This window comes from Sporosarcina sp. NPDC096371 (assembly GCF_044762865.1).
GTDB lineage: Bacteria > Bacillota > Bacilli > Bacillales_A > Planococcaceae > Sporosarcina.
In genome coordinates, this window is the sequence record NZ_JBIWFE010000004.1 from 277,907 (window position 1) to 292,948 (window position 15,042).

The following is a 15,042-nucleotide window of genomic DNA, read 5'->3' on the forward strand; positions in this document are numbered from 1 at the left end:
CGTATGGCAATTAAAAACTTGACGATTTTTCGTACAGATTTATTCATTACCTAGCATTTTTGAAGTCTATTCTAGATTCGAATAACTATATCAAATATTAACACAATACTAAATAGTAGTGAATGGTACTTACACCATTCTGAATTGCGTCGGTACCTGGTACTTAAAATTAATTCCCGCCAGCCGAAGAAACGCTAACTTTATTCAGCTTTTAAATCACTAGAGCCTCATTTTTCAGGAGGCTCTTTTTTTATTTTTTAAAACGTGTCCACTTTCCCGATTTTTTCTCTATATAAAGGGTAAAGGGGGACTACAAAAATGACCACATACTTAACTGACTACGCCTACTTCACAAACAAAGACGATATGGACGAAGCGGCGAAGCTTCACATTTCAGCACACTGGAACTGCATGAACAACACTGACCGGGCTGTTCTCGATATGATCCGCCGTTACTCCGTCAAATACGGCGCAGCTCACTTGAAACACAACACGATGGAAAAAGCCTTAGCTAAATCCAACGCCACAATCCGTCGCATCATTCGTAAGCTAGAACAACTCGGAATCATTAAGCGTATTCACTTCATCCGTCCCGTCATGAGCGGTCTTGGTGCCAACATTTACGTCATTTCACCTTTTAATGAGCAGGGGGAAATGGACAGTCGGGACGACGCTAGAAAGCCTGAGTACAACGAGGCACAGCCATCGAATTCTGAAACTGAACCGTTATTTTCTAAATCTATAACTACTAAAGACCTTAATATAACGTCTCCTACGGAACAGTTCCCCACAACACTTTATGGGCGAATGAAATCTCTTCTTTCCTCAACACTCGGAGAGAACGCTTTGGCACGCAAGATCTTTGGTGTCTACCGTCAACAATCTTCGCAAATGCTGAAGTTTAACATCTACGAAGATAAAGGTGAGCTGTTCGAGCAATTGGCATTACAAGCACTTCAGATTGCAGTTCAGGCAACAAAGCAAAAGTCTGTAAGAAACCTGCCGGGCTATTATTCTGGGGTATTGCGCGAGTTGGTTGGAAAAGCGCTGTTTAGCGATATTTTCATGGAGTATGATGTGGCGGTTGAGGGGTTTTATTCAAGGTGATTTGAAAAATTGCCACCGCGGATGTCACGCGGTGGCAGACGTTATTTTATTAGGACAATCAGGATTATTTCGCGTTTCTTAATTCACTATACTGCACATGTATCCGATTTTCGGGTTTTGTATCGACCGTGTATAACACCAATAAAAATAGCCACTCCAATGGCTTCATCAGGAGATAGACGAGATCTGCAGAGCCCTTTGTTCGAATGTGTTTGCTGATTGGATAGCCATAGGTATCGTAAAAACGACGAATCCTTTTATGGAGGTTGGGCGTGTATTCCTCGAGAATGTTTTCAAACGCATTCGCAATCAACAATTGACGATTCACTACAATTCGTTCGCCGTGGCGTATGCCAGAACGTACTGGTTTTACTAATCGCTTATGTCCCATGGCAGAAACCGTACAGAGATAATGTCCATCACCTTGAATCATTTCCGGAGGAGGCGCAGGGATTTTCGAATAGTTATAGCTACTCGTATCCAGAAAAACTTGTATGAAACTATCTGGTCGTTGTCCCCATAACACTAAAACGAATTGAACAACAACGATAACTGGAAATACAAATAGCATGGCTAGCACTGGAATTCGCTGATACTTCAAAGACAGTTGCATCAGAAACCGTAAAAACTTATTTGTATACTGGATATTTCGCTCCTGTTGGATGGTTAAAAATTGTCTCAACGAATCATTGAGCTTAGCGATATACAACAAAATGATAGAGCCATACCCTACTTGTAAAAGAGCAACGTCGCTCCCATAATTCCAAAAACCAGTGTGCATGATGTAAACGCAGGCAATGACTACATTCACAATCAATAACGAACTGCAGATAACGTATACAACCGGAGACAGTTTGCTTACCCCAGCTGGCAGCAACCAATAAGCGAAATAACTTAACACGAAAAAGACAGTCAACGTAGGCACATGAGTATTGGATAGCGAAGCATAATTAGCCAGCAACTCCCCTGTCATGTCATAAATACGCAACGGCTGCCCGGCAACTACACTGGAATCATTAAAGTAATACCCTGCCATCATCACAAATAAAATGGCCGTTACGATCAAAGCTTCAATTGCACTCTCTTTCGATGCATGATCTTCGGAAACCGATTCATTTTCCCCGTAAAAGCTGCGGAACAGCCTTACAAATGAGTAAATCGGTATCCAGGATAATAATAGGACGAGTAGAAAAGCCACTATCAGTCGCTCCTTTGCATTCATTTTTTATACTATCGTTTGGAAATTCCAGCTATATCACATGCCTGTTCATATGGCTTTTTTTGTTGGAGGGGCTATCACTCACCTCCTCCAACGTCCCCGTACTAGTAAAATTGTGAAGAGAACGGTCAATCCTGTGTAGACCGGATATACAAATACAGATACAAACAAAAGAAGGAGTCCCGCCCCAAAATCGTCTTGATCTTGCAAGACACCATCTGGAATCACTGAGGAAATCACAAGGGACCAAATGATTAAATACGGAAACCAAAGCACTATCGAAAGCAGGTGCCAAAAACTCCCGATCATTCGTTTCTTTGCAACCTTGAAAAACAAGACGTGAAATACCACCCACAACAAAATTAGGAGGTAATAAGCAAAAGCGTCTGGCAACCCGAAAAGATCTGGCCAAACATATTTATGTATGATGCCAAAGCCAGATATGAGAAATAAAAATCCGAAGGCCGCACTAATTAGATTTAGTTGAAGGAACACTTTCATTCAAATCCATCCTTTTGCTTGTTGTATCTAATTTGACGTTTGTTTAGTTCGAAAGTTCCGATAAATTGGATTTCGTCGCTGCGAGAGGCTATGCGTAAGTTTACATCTGGGGAAAGGTTTAATCAGAAGTAGGAATTACCTTAAGACATAATAATTAAAGACCATTTGGCACATACCTCCCAAACGGTCTTTTCGTTCTTCACAAGCGAAAGGTACCAGGTTATGACACCATTCTGAATTGTGTCGGTACCTGGTACCCAAGATTAACATATAATGATTAAAGGTCTGTCTAGCTATTTTATTTTCAAATTTTATATAATTCTATTCTACTTGTAATCACTTATTGGACCTTTATCCATTATAACTTCTACCGTATTTGTAGACCCCATCTTAAGTTTAGGTCTACGCTCTGAGTTCGGTTTACTATAAAGCTCCAATGGATTTATAATAACTCCATCTTGCGTATTATGAAGTATCCCGGGCACACACGAATAAATTCTATCATTATTATTTGCATTCTTGGCGAATATAGTAACAGAGGTTCCATTATGATTATCTATTCTCATGGACACTTTGTATTTGTAGAATGACCCTGTTCCATTTGACTGAGCAGAATAAACCACAGGAACAACTGCGAGAATATCATCATTTAACCTTAATTTAATTACTTCTGTCTTCGTTGATCGATTATTTCTCCTGACATCCCCCATATGTTCCACTGCTCCGTTGCCAAAACTCCTGAGGGAAGGTGCTCCTTCTGCCCCAAACATAGCTACATCTACCTGCTTACCATCCTTTGTATAGACTAAAGCATATATATCATAATCTGTCCCAGACTCCCAAGATACCGTAGCAGTAATTTCTGGTGTTTTATCAATGATAACTGGCTTTTGACCCTTGTCGAGACTTACCAAACCTTTTACCTTTTCAAGGCTTAGCGTTGACAACGTGTTTTGTCTATTTTTATTATTTTCAGGAACAGTTAGAGTCTTAGTAGGTTCTTTTTGGGTTTGTTTTTGATTAGTTTTAGGTTCAGAAGGCTTATCTTGCTCATCAGATTCAACCTCAACACCGTAATTTTCGCATAACCCCTCAAGCCCAGAATCAAATCCGCGCCAGATTGATTTTGCCTTTGTTTGACCATTCCTTAGATATAATTCTAATACCACAATTCCATTTTCATTTGTAAAACTAGATGGGGCTAACTGGATAATAGTATTATCGGTACATATCTCGGCCATTAAATTCTTTACATTTAAAAATCCCGTGCTATTATCCTCTGTAAGAGTTATAGCTATTTTAGTAATACCCTCTGGGGCTTTACTCATGTCAAAATTAATTTTATGTACTTTTGTATTACCTACTTTCTCAGATGGTATAAGGGTAGCTACACCAGAAGAGCTCTTTGGTTGATTATAAAATATAATCCCGCTATCTCCTTGTACCTTGTCTGAATCAGTTAAAAGGAAAGCTGTTAAGGAAATATCTATCGAATTAGAAATTTCGTAGCTAACAGTAACATTACCACTTGGAGAACTTAAAACTGTATTTGCCCCTATCTGAAGAAATTGATTCATTTAAACCACTCCCTACTCTAACAATTTTTATAAATCACTACAAAATCCTTTTGTAATAGCTTATATCAGAAAATGTTAATGAAACTACTATGAACCGCCCACCTCAATTATCAGAACCTCCGAAAGACATAATTTCGTTAAAAACCTCATTTACTTATGATACGGTTTACCATGATATCTCTAAGTGAGGATTTCGCTACATTACTCTCCTTGAAAAATTGTACTTACTATCAACAATTATTCACTTATTACTCTTAACTCTCGTTGTAATTCTTCAAAAAAATAAGAATCATACTCCTTAAATACACTAGTAAATCTGTTACCTACAATTATATTAAGATTTAAATCTAATCGTGGGTAAAAATTATAATTAGAAGAAATCCAATACCCAAACTGCGCTAGTTCATCAGAATGCAATGATTCTATAGCTAAATAATTTTGTGTTCTATATTCTAAGTAATCAAAAAAAGTATTTATTCCACTAATTCTAGTGGAAGTCCACAATATTTTTTGCAATGCAAAAATATTAACCACCCATGTATCTTTATACTTTCCCTCTAAATACCTACTAGATAGCTCCGCTAAATCTAAATATTCGTCTAGTACAACTACTATTTTATAGATTTTTTTATTTTTTGTTTTACTAATCTTTAGTACTTCTTTTCTCTCCTTTTTATTATTAGAATTATAATAAATAACATTATTATTATTTAACAAATACTCTTTTCCTCTTTGACATTGCTTACAGGCCTTCACAATAACCTCTGTAAAGTGTTTTTCTATTGTTGATGTTGCATCTTTTCCTTCTATAAAGATGCTTTTAAAATTTTGAGACTTACATTCTATGAATAAAATTATATCTTCAAATGTTATAATTAAATCTTGTTCATTTCCCTTATTGTCATATGAGGTATGATATATATCTTTGAAAAAATTTCCAATAATATCTTTTGAATATGTCTCTAAAACATCACCTTTTTTGTCATTAGATTTTTTATTTTCTAGAATTCCTCTTAAAATATTTTCGAATAAATGATGTGTTCGCGGTACATATAAACCATCAGAAAACTTTATTCCTAGTTTTCCTTTAAAGACGGTTCTTAAATTATCTTCAATAAACATTTTTTCATTAATTTCATAACTATCTATAAATAAGTTATCGAAATTCTCATTTCCCTCAAATTCTTTTTTCAAAATTTCGTTTTTAATATATAGATTTTTTGTTGATGCTAATAAGATAAGCAAATTATAAAAATTTCTATTTATAGATAAACCGTATATATCTTCGGACAATTCTTCGAAATATTGAAATAACTTAAAATACTCATACACATGGATAGAAGGATAATCATACTTATAATTAAAATATCTTCTAAGATCATTTCTTTCAAGTCCATTATTAATTACTTTCTTTGAACAATCCAATTCATATATTTTCTCGATTACAATTATAAATATTTCTTTTTCCGCAGCTAAATCTAATTTACACTTACCAAAACTTCTCATAATACTAGTCTTATACGAAATAAATATACAACTTAACTCTACAGATAGTCTCAAGGAAAAATTAAACTTTTCTAAATTTACTAGTCTATCTTGTATAACTTGATTAAAAATTCGGGCTCTTTCTACCCTATTTAATTTTCTATAATGTAGCTTAGCAAATCTAATTACTTCAGCTATTTCGGTATAGCTGTTTATTTCTTCCTTAATTTTTTTATGATTAGCCATATTAAATCTACCATCCTTTTTATTTCATTGTGCATCTCCATCTATCTGTATTTATTTGATTTTATTATACAAAAAAAAACACCTAAAACGCTTTAAAAAAGATTTTAGGCAGTTCTTTTCAATAAACCGCACTTACTTATGATAAGGTTCTCCCTATCGTAAATAAGGAAATCCCTTTACTCCTCCACCAAATACCGATAAAGCTTCCCTTCAACAGCCTGCTCCATCACCATGTTCATATGCACAACAGGAAGTTCTTTTCCATTCTTATCCGTCATTCGATCTTCTGCAACGCTGGACTTGTCCGGAACCCCTCTCCCCAGATAATAAAAATCTGTTCCCTCATCATCATCTTTTTTCACGAAGATATGAATATCCATATTATTTTCTTCTGCCTGAATAACCCTTTGTACCTCTTGTGATTGTAGCGTTCTGTTACTTCTTGTGTACCACTTAAATAGTTCTGGCGTCAGGAACTCGTCGCCATAGTCGACACTCGATTCGACTTCATCATTTTTATGATAAGTCACGAAGATTGGGCATGTTCCATGCTTAGGCTTGTACCCGTACATAGTTGAACTTTCGTCACTCGCCCAATTCAACAATTTGCACGCGTCTTTTCTTGAATACTTTTCATATACTGTGAGTGACTGGTCGCATTGATATTTTTCTGCTTTCTCTTTTGCACTATCCATAACATCTTCAATTAGTTTTGAGAAGTATGGATTTTTCTCCAAACTTTCTTGGATGGATGCATTGAACTGATACTGTCCAGATTCATGTAGTTCTACAATTGGCCGTTCGCCGTACTTCTTTTTATTAGCCTGCGTAAAAAACGCCAAATCCAGAATACGATTTACAGAATTGAGGGTTCCATCGTCTATCCGACAATTATTAGCTACTAGCTGCTCCAAGTAATCGCTGTGTGAAACGTCGTTTTCTTTCAATAACATCTCAATCAACATAATTTCATGCTTTCTTTTTCCATCCAGTACTTCAGCTGAAAGCATTGTAAGTACTTTATCTTCATAAACCGTAAGCGCCGGGACTTCTTCTTTCATTTTCAATAAGAACTGATAATAGTTCACATATTTATCTGCAATTATTGTCGGATCTATCGAGCGATTTACAATAAAATCATATAAATATGGAACCCTGCCAATTTTGTTTTTCAAATCGGTATAGGCATCCCTCAAAATCTTCAATGCCGTTAAGTTACTTTGATTGATGGCACTAAAGATTTTTTTCTTGGCGATTTCCTCAAAGTTAATTGTCGAAACACCTTTTATATAACTTGTATCTTTCGTGTACCTGCGTATATTATCTTTATTTAGAGATCGATCACCGGACAGCGCGACAGGAATGAGGTAATTATTTTTATAGTTGCCGATGAAGTCAATGATCGTGACATAACTTTTCGAATCATGCTTTCGAAGACCTCTCCCAAGCTGTTGAATAAAGATAATGCTCGACTGTGTTTGTCTTAGCATGACAACTTGATTGATACAAGGAATATCGATTCCTTCATTAAAAATATCCACGGTTAAAATATAATCAAGAAAACCCGTTTCAAGTCGAGTTATCTGACGCTCTCGTTCCTCTGGAGAATGGTCGCCAAGTAAAGCCACCGTTCGTAATCCTCTTGCATTTAATTCGTCGGACAACTTCACAGCCTCTTCTTTCCGGCTACAGAACATTAACCCCTTTACACTTTCACCAGAAAATCCGTAGTAATTCACTTTTTCAAGTATATGCTCGACCCGTTCCTCTGTAATAAGTTGCGCTAACACTGTTGCATCATCAATTTCCAAGCCGTCCTGTTCAAAATCGGTCACGCCAAAGTAATGAAATGGGCAAAGCATATCCTCATCGAGCGCTTCCTGCAAACGGATTTCATACGCGATGTTGTAATCGAACAGTTCATAAATATTGAAGTCATCCGTTCGTTCTGGTGTGGCTGTCATGCCCATTAAAAACTTCGGCTTGAAGTAATCAATAACCCTAAGATAAGAAGCTGCGCCCGCCTTATGTACTTCATCTATTAATATATAATCAAAATCGGACGGATCGAACTGACTTAGGTTCTCTGGTTTTGACAGTGTTTGAATACTAGCAAATAGATACTTTTTATCCACCTGCTTACTCGTACCCACATACAGCCCAAAATCCTCGCTAATGCCGCCAAGAATTTTTTGAAAGTCCTCTTTTGCTTTGTTTAATATTTGCTCTCGATGGACAATGAATAACATTCGTTTAGGTGCAAAGTTTCTCACGTCAAATGCGGATAAATACGTTTTTCCAGTACCCGTTGCAGAAATCACGAGCCCCTTGTCTTTCCCTTCATCACGAACAGCCTGAATCTGTAATAAAGCCGCTGTCTGCATATCATTTGGAACGATTTTCAATGCCTCTTTGATTGCATTGGAATTATAATAGGCAGGCATCTCAATGACTTGTCCTGCTAACCTTCTGTCTGCATGCTTGTCGTACTCTGCTTCATAATCCGCTATCCATTGTTCAGAAAGTGCTTCTGCATTGGACCATACATCTTCAAATTGCTGTTTAAAGTGATGAACAATTTCACCATTTTCGTGCGAAGTTAGTTTAACATTCCACTCATAATTCACTTTTAAAGCATACTCGGTTAAGTTTGAACTCCCGACAATGAGTGAGTAATGCGTTTTATGTTTGAATATATAACCTTTAGAATGAAATCCTTTTAAGCTTGTTATGCGTACTTCTACATTTGTTAACTTCATAAGTTCTTTAAACAACTTCGGTTGATTAAAATATAAATAGGTCGACGTTAATATTCTCCCCTTAACGCCTCTTTCCTTCAGGTCCAAAAACAAGGATTTTAACGTAGCAAGTCCACTTTCCGTTATAAACGCAACTGAAAAAAGGAAGTCCTCGCTACTTCCAAGTTCCTCCTGCAGTGTGTTCAATACGTTATTATTTTCCTTTACATTATTGATCAATAGTTCCGGCTTAAAACTACCGGAATGACTTTGATCTTTATCGATAAATCCTTCATGTAATGAAGACGTTAAATTACGAATAAACCCTTGCATGCAACCGTCACACCGTTTCTATACTATTTTTATAGGATTGTATTCGATAACTTTTCAATTGCCGGAATATCTGCTGGCGCCCAGTTAAGTGACAATAATTCATCCCTAGAAACCCATCTTATTTCTGCGTGCTCTGAAATAACCGGCGTTCCTGAAATAACCTTCGCCATAAACGTCTCTAGTCTCACAATTACTTTGTCATACTCATATGTGGTATCTTCGACGTGATCAAAAACTTCAATCGTACAACCCAATTCTTCTCGGATTTCTCGTCTCAATGCATCTTCTTTTGTTTCCCCTGCTTCAATCTTACCACCTGGAAACTCCCATAAATTCGGCAAAGTCATATCCGGTCCTCGTAGTGCACAAAGAATTTCCTTATCTTCATTTTCAATAATCGCGCCTACAACATGTACTGTTTTTTTAATGATTCTCACCTTTTCTTTCTATTCGCATCAAATTTCGTTCCGAATTATCTGTATACAAACATTATCCAACAACCGCTACTAATTTTCAACAGTCATAACAATTCGCCCAATAAGTACCTCCATATCCTTTCCCTTCATTTCTATTCCCTTTATCCCCAGGTTAAGAAATGAGGCGAATTTCTAACGTATAATCCCACCCATCCCGGACACAATAGAGTTAAATTAGAAAGGGGATTCCATATGTCACTCAACCAATCTCAAGTAGCAAATTTAAACAACGAACAACTAGCGGCACTAAATGCATTGGAGAATAAGCTAGGCGTCACATTAGTCGCTTACGAAAACGCTTCACGATCTGCAAATACTAACTCTGGCCAGTAATTCCGCCATAAAAACAAGAACCAGGTAAGGTACGCTAATGTACCTTACCTGGTTCTTATTTTTGATTTCAGACTCCTTATTTGCTCCTTATTCAGCGGAAATATCTTGTACGAGGAATTTCAAGCGAAGGCGCCTAACAGGGGTAGCCGAAGCCATAAGACTAGCGGCGATAGCTGCTCGGCTTATGGCGGGAGGCATCCCCTAGCGCCAAAGCGGGTTCAATGGAACTCCCCAGACTCAAGTCTCAAGTCCCAGTCACCACTCAATCCCCGTCACCGCCCCAAAACCAAGTGCAAGCACAATCACAAACGCCGGATGCCACTTCCACTTCTCTAACAACAAGAAGCTCACGACAGCAATAATCCCCGTCGATAAGTAACCCACTCCCTCTACCGCCGTATCCACAAACTGTAAAGTCATAAATACCAATAGAATCGCGATAACCGGGCGAATGAGCTTGGTTAAGTTTTTCACTTCAGAACGATCCTTGTACTTCATCAGAATCGCCATAAGACCAATCATGAGGAGTAGTGAAGGGGCAACAGTAGCAAATAAAGCGACAAAGGCACCTAAGATACCGCCCTCCGAATAGCCGATAGACGCAGCCATTTTCGTGGCGATAGGTCCCGGCAACGAATTCCCGATGGCGACCACTTCACTGAATTCTTGTGTGTTCATCCACCCATATGTGCCGACAACCTCATTTTCAACGAGAGGAATCGTGGCCGGTCCCCCTCCATATCCAAGAATACCCGGGATGAAAAATGCGAGAAACAACTGCCAATAAATCATACGCCACCTCTCTTTTTCAGATTAGGCAAGAAGATGAACACAATAATCGCCAGGATCAGAATAGCTGGATGGATATGCAAGGCTTCCATCAGTATTCCCGCTGCAATCAGCATCCCCACGGCCTTTTTCCACCCAAGTGTATCACCCGATTTTTTGATGAAATCCCAAGACAAGACACCCAACATAACCGCTACAACTGGTACCACGGCGGCTGACATGTTCTGCACCCATGGGATATCCTTATACTTCTGTAAGATACCAATCAGCAGCACCATCATTAAAGACGTAGGGATAACGGAAGCAATCAGGGCATTGATGCATCCGATTTTCCCGCCTACTTTATAGCCAATATAACCCGCAAGTTTTGTGGCAATCGGTCCAGGCATCGTATTCGCTAAGGCCAATGTATCGCCGAATTCATCTTCATCCATCCAGCCGTATTTGCGCACGACTTCCTGATGGAAAAGAGGAATCGCCGAAGGGCCTCCTCCGAATCCGAGCAAACCTACTCTGCAAAATGCAACGAATAGATTTGCCTGGAGCTTCCACCCAGTGGCCATAGCCTCTTCTTCCACTTCGGATGTGTTTGACAGTTTTTTTACCAAGCTGAAATGGCTCCGTCTGTTCGAGATTCAGTGCCGCCCTGTAGCACACCTGTTTCTGGATTGCGCCAAATGATCTGACCCCGACCAAAACTACCGCCATCCGGAGCAATCGTGACATCATGCCCTTTTCGAATAAGTGCCTGCACCAAATGATTCGGGAATTCTGGCTCAACAACTACTTTCTTGCCTTCTGTCCATTGCCATCTCGGTACATCTAGTGCTGCCTGCGGATTCAACAAGTAATCCACTGTGTGCAACACCACTTGATAATGACCTTGCGGTTGCATATAACCACCCATGACACCAAATGGGCCAATTGCCTGCCCGTCTTTCGATAGGAATCCAGGAATAATGGTATGATACGTACGCTTTCCAGGCCTCAAGACGTTGGGATGATTCTCTTCAAGCGAAAAGTCATGGCCACGATTTTGCAGGCCGATTCCTGTTCCTGGCACAACAACGCCCGAACCGAAGCCCATATAGTTAGACTGGATGAAGGACACCATATTCCCTTCCTCATCAGCTGTCGCAAGGTAGACGGTACCGCCTTTTGGTATATCATATGGTTGTGGATCTAGCGCTTCATCACCAATCAGTGCAGCACGTTTTTCTGCATATTCTTCTGATAATAGATGTGCTGTTTCCACCGGCATATCTGCTTCTTCCGTAATAAACGCCTTGCCGTCTGTAAAGGCTAACTTCATACTCTCGATTTGCTCATGCAACGTCTGGACTGACTCCCATACTGGTTCACTCTGGTTCTTGTAGATGTTCAGCGCCATTAGCGCAACCATGCCATGACCGTTCGGCGGGATTTCCCATACATCATAGCCTTTATAATTCGTAGAAATAGGCTCCACCCATTCCGGCTTATAAGACGCAAGATCTTCTTTGGATAAAAAACCGCCATACTGTTTCATGCAGGCATCGATTTGATCCGCAATATCGCCTTCGTAGAAATCACGCGCATCCGTTTCAGCAATGGCCCGCAGTGTTTTCGCGTGACCTGGTGATGACCACATTTCTCCGGTTTTTGGAGCGCGACCATCTGGTGCAAAGGTTTCAAACCAAGCGTTGAATTCATCGCCTGTGAACGTTTCTTTGAATTTTTTATAAGCAGCTCCCCAGTACTTTCCGAGGATCGGCGTCAACGGAAAGCCTTCTTCCGCATAGCGAATCGCCGGCGCAAGTACTTCTGTCAACGGTAACTTCCCAAATCTACGGGACAGTTCCGCCCAAGCAGCTGGCGCCCCCGGAACGGTTATCGGTAACATGCCATGAACCGGCATCTTGTCATGCCCAAGCGCTTTCACAGCTTCTGGCGTTAAGGTTGCAGGTGACGGACCCGATGAATTCAGTCCGTATAGTTTATCTTTCACCCAAACGAGTGCAAATGCATCGCCGCCAATGCCGTTCGAAGTCGGTTCGACAACTGTCAAAGCTGCCGCAGTGGCAATGGCTGCATCGATGGCATTCCCACCTTTTTGCATAATCTCTATCCCTGCATTAGAAGCAAGTGGCTGTGAAGTCGCGACCATGCCTTTTCGGGCAAAAGCCGTATGACGTTTTGATTGGTACGGATGGTATAAGTAATCCATGAAAATTCCCCCTCGGTGCTGTTATATATCTTGTTCTATTTTCACGCCTGCGAAATGACAGGCTGCAAAATGTTGTGGCTCTACTTCTTCCCAAGCCGGTTTCTTTTCGCTACAAATACTTTGTGCAACTGGACATCGTGTATGAAACGGACAGCCAGTCGGTGGATTTGCAGGATTCGGTAAATCCCCTTGCAGTCTTATCTTCTTTCTAGCGGCATGAACGGAAGGTCTCGGTATAGCCGAAAGTAGCGCCTGTGTATAAGGGTGAATGGGATTATCAAATAGCGACTTGACGGAGCCCAATTCGACAGTCGTTCCCAAATACATAACCAGTACGCGATCGCAAAAATACCTAACAACACCCAAGTCATGTGAGATGAACATATACGATAAATTATATTTTTCCTGCAAAACTTTTAATAACTTAAGAACCTGTGCCTGTACGGAAACATCCAGTGCCGATACGGCTTCATCACAAATGATGAAAGATGGATTCAATGCGATGGCACGTGCAATACCGATTCTTTGGCGTTGACCGCCACTAAACTCATGTGGATAGCGATCAAAATGCTCCGCCTTCAGCCCAACTTCTTCAAGTAACTGAAGCACTGCGTCTCTTTTTTCTTTAGCCGACATATCCGTATGCATCGTAAATACTTCTTCCAAGGCATTCCCAACGCGTTGTCGTGGATTCAATGAAGCGTAAGGATCCTGAAAAATCATTTGCATCTCTTTCACAAACTTCAACTTTTCACGTCTTTTTAGATCTTGGATTTCATGGTCTCGGAAAAAGACCTTTCCTTCCGTCAACTCTTCCAATCCAAGTACGGACCGGCCTAATGTCGATTTTCCACATCCTGATTCTCCTACTACACCAAGACTTTCGCCTTCATATAATTTCAAAGAGACATCTTCAACAGCTTTCACATGCCCTTGCACCTTGGAAAGTATGCCGCCTTTAATGGGAAAGTACTTTTTCACTCCTTGTAATTCCAGTAAAACTTCATGCCCCACTTGCGATTTTTTCACTTGGTTCTTTGTTTTCACCGCCATCCAATCCTACCTCCTCATGTAGCCAGCAGCTTACTGTGTGACCATTGGAAACATTCAATTCGGGTGGCGATTCGATGCGGCACTTATCTGTCGCAAATTTGCAGCGCGGATGGAAACGGCAACCCGAAATTTGTTCGTCCAAACTTGGTAACGATCCAGGAATCGCTTCTAGTTCAAATTCGGGATTATCGATATCCGGAACAGAATTGAGCAATCCAATCGTATAAGGATGTTTAGGATTATCAAAGATTTCCTCGACAGGTGCCTCTTCCACTTTCTTTCCGGCGTACATCACCATGACCCTATCCGCTACTTCTGCAACAACACCCATATCATGTGTAACCATCATGACGCCCATATCGAGCTTTTCTTTCGATTCTTTAATGAGATCTAATATCTGTGCTTGAATCGTTACATCGAGGGCCGTTGTCGGCTCATCCGCGATTAATAATTCAGGACGGCATGATAAGGCAATGGCAATCATGACACGCTGTCGCATCCCCCCACTCAGTTCATGTGGGTACTGCTTAATCCGCTTTTCTGGATACGGCATGCCGACCTGTTCCAATAATTTGATCCCCTGCTCATAAGCCTGTTTTTTGGTGAGTTTATGATGCAGCATTAAGGGCTCAGTCAGTTGGTAGCCAATTCTTAACACCGGATTAAGGGCGGTCATCGGCTCTTGAAAAATCATAGCAATCTGATTCCCACGAATCTTTCTCATCTCTTCAGGATGAAGATTATGAATCGGTTTGCCTCCCAATAAAACTTCACCCGACGAGATATAGCCATTCGATGGCAGCAGGCCCATTACCGAGAGGGACGTGATACTTTTTCCACATCCCGATTCCCCTACGACGCACAGTGTCTCTCCTTTATTAATAGAAAAGGAGACATCCCGGACAGCAGGAAGTTTTCCTTCCTTCGTTCGGAAAACAGTGACAAGATTGTTTACTTCAAGCAATGTCTCCTTCATGAT

12 protein-coding genes are annotated in these 15,042 nt (G+C 40.1%); 2 read left to right on the forward strand and 10 right to left on the reverse strand.

What is annotated here, in order from left to right:
* The first annotated feature begins 318 nt into the window (after positions 1 to 318).
* Entirely contained in the window at positions 319 to 1,107 is a 789-nt protein-coding gene (locus ACIQ0H_RS12895; protein WP_403415227.1) for a hypothetical protein, read from the forward strand.
* Between the two features lie 64 nt (positions 1,108 to 1,171).
* On the opposite strand, the gene ACIQ0H_RS12900 is transcribed toward ACIQ0H_RS12895, so the two are convergent.
* From ACIQ0H_RS12900 to mutT, 5 genes are all read right to left on the reverse strand, one after another.
* The gene (locus ACIQ0H_RS12900; RefSeq protein ID WP_403415229.1) at positions 1,172 to 2,305 is read right to left on the reverse strand and encodes a DUF6688 domain-containing protein; all 1,134 of its coding nucleotides are present in this window, start codon (positions 2,303 to 2,305) and stop codon (positions 1,172 to 1,174) included.
* 848 nt (positions 2,306 to 3,153) lie between these two features.
* Positions 3,154 to 4,404, reverse strand: a complete 1,251-nt coding sequence (locus tag ACIQ0H_RS12905) for a TerD family protein (RefSeq protein WP_403415231.1) — start codon at positions 4,402 to 4,404, stop codon at positions 3,154 to 3,156.
* A gap of 237 nt (positions 4,405 to 4,641) precedes the next feature.
* Positions 4,642 to 6,135, reverse strand: a complete 1,494-nt coding sequence (locus tag ACIQ0H_RS12910; RefSeq protein WP_403415234.1) for a hypothetical protein — start codon at positions 6,133 to 6,135, stop codon at positions 4,642 to 4,644.
* 176 nt (positions 6,136 to 6,311) lie between these two features.
* The gene (locus ACIQ0H_RS12915; protein ID WP_403415235.1) at positions 6,312 to 9,206 is read right to left on the reverse strand and encodes a DEAD/DEAH box helicase; all 2,895 of its coding nucleotides are present in this window, start codon (positions 9,204 to 9,206) and stop codon (positions 6,312 to 6,314) included.
* A 29-nt stretch (positions 9,207 to 9,235) separates the two neighbouring features.
* Positions 9,236 to 9,634 (reverse strand): 8-oxo-dGTP diphosphatase MutT, encoded by a 399-nt coding sequence (gene mutT / locus ACIQ0H_RS12920; RefSeq protein WP_403415734.1) that lies wholly within the window; start codon positions 9,632 to 9,634, stop codon positions 9,236 to 9,238.
* Between the two features lie 240 nt (positions 9,635 to 9,874).
* Here mutT and ACIQ0H_RS12925 point away from each other — a divergent pair, with 240 nt between their 5' ends.
* Positions 9,875 to 10,015: a hypothetical protein gene (locus ACIQ0H_RS12925; protein WP_403415237.1), complete on the forward strand. Its 141-nt coding sequence runs from the start codon at positions 9,875 to 9,877 to the stop codon at positions 10,013 to 10,015.
* Between the two features lie 255 nt (positions 10,016 to 10,270).
* On the opposite strand, the gene ACIQ0H_RS12930 is transcribed toward ACIQ0H_RS12925, so the two are convergent.
* From ACIQ0H_RS12930 to ACIQ0H_RS12950, 5 genes are read right to left on the reverse strand one after another with little or no spacing between them, the layout of a single operon-like run.
* Positions 10,271 to 10,807 carry a chromate transporter gene (locus ACIQ0H_RS12930; protein ID WP_403415240.1) on the reverse strand — a complete coding sequence of 179 codons (537 nt, stop codon included), beginning with the start codon at positions 10,805 to 10,807 and terminating at the stop codon, positions 10,271 to 10,273.
* On the reverse strand, positions 10,804 to 11,367 hold the full coding sequence (locus ACIQ0H_RS12935) for a chromate transporter (RefSeq protein WP_403415737.1): 564 nt from the start codon (positions 11,365 to 11,367) through the stop codon (positions 10,804 to 10,806). The genes ACIQ0H_RS12930 and ACIQ0H_RS12935 overlap by 4 nt, the downstream gene beginning before the upstream one ends.
* 38 nt (positions 11,368 to 11,405) lie before the next feature.
* Positions 11,406 to 13,010, reverse strand: a complete 1,605-nt coding sequence (locus tag ACIQ0H_RS12940) for a gamma-glutamyltransferase family protein (protein WP_403415241.1) — start codon at positions 13,008 to 13,010, stop codon at positions 11,406 to 11,408.
* Positions 13,011 to 13,031: 21 nt separating this feature from the next.
* Positions 13,032 to 14,063, reverse strand: coding sequence for an ABC transporter ATP-binding protein (locus tag ACIQ0H_RS12945; protein WP_403415243.1), 1,032 nt, complete (start codon positions 14,061 to 14,063; stop codon positions 13,032 to 13,034).
* Positions 14,014 to 15,039: an ABC transporter ATP-binding protein gene (locus tag ACIQ0H_RS12950; RefSeq protein WP_403415246.1), complete on the reverse strand. Its 1,026-nt coding sequence runs from the start codon at positions 15,037 to 15,039 to the stop codon at positions 14,014 to 14,016. The genes ACIQ0H_RS12945 and ACIQ0H_RS12950 overlap by 50 nt, the downstream gene beginning before the upstream one ends.
* Positions 15,040 to 15,042: the final 3 nt, after the last annotated feature.

Coding starts and splice junctions, on each gene's coding strand:
- ACIQ0H_RS12915 (WP_403415235.1), bottom strand. CDS start 9,206: ATGCAAGGGTTTATTCGTAATTTAACGTCTTCATTACATGAAGGATTT.
- ACIQ0H_RS12930 (WP_403415240.1), bottom strand. CDS start 10,807: ATGATTTATTGGCAGTTGTTTCTCGCATTTTTCATCCCGGGTATTCTT.
- ACIQ0H_RS12950 (WP_403415246.1), bottom strand. CDS start 15,039: ATGAAGGAGACATTGCTTGAAGTAAACAATCTTGTCACTGTTTTCCGA.
- ACIQ0H_RS12925 (WP_403415237.1), top strand. CDS start 9,875: ATGTCACTCAACCAATCTCAAGTAGCAAATTTAAACAACGAACAACTA.
- ACIQ0H_RS12935 (WP_403415737.1), bottom strand. CDS start 11,367: ATGGCCACTGGGTGGAAGCTCCAGGCAAATCTATTCGTTGCATTTTGC.
- ACIQ0H_RS12895 (WP_403415227.1), top strand. CDS start 319: ATGACCACATACTTAACTGACTACGCCTACTTCACAAACAAAGACGAT.
- ACIQ0H_RS12905 (WP_403415231.1), bottom strand. CDS start 4,404: ATGAATCAATTTCTTCAGATAGGGGCAAATACAGTTTTAAGTTCTCCA.
- ACIQ0H_RS12945 (WP_403415243.1), bottom strand. CDS start 14,063: ATGGCGGTGAAAACAAAGAACCAAGTGAAAAAATCGCAAGTGGGGCAT.
- ACIQ0H_RS12910 (WP_403415234.1), bottom strand. CDS start 6,135: ATGGCTAATCATAAAAAAATTAAGGAAGAAATAAACAGCTATACCGAA.
- ACIQ0H_RS12940 (WP_403415241.1), bottom strand. CDS start 13,010: ATGGATTACTTATACCATCCGTACCAATCAAAACGTCATACGGCTTTT.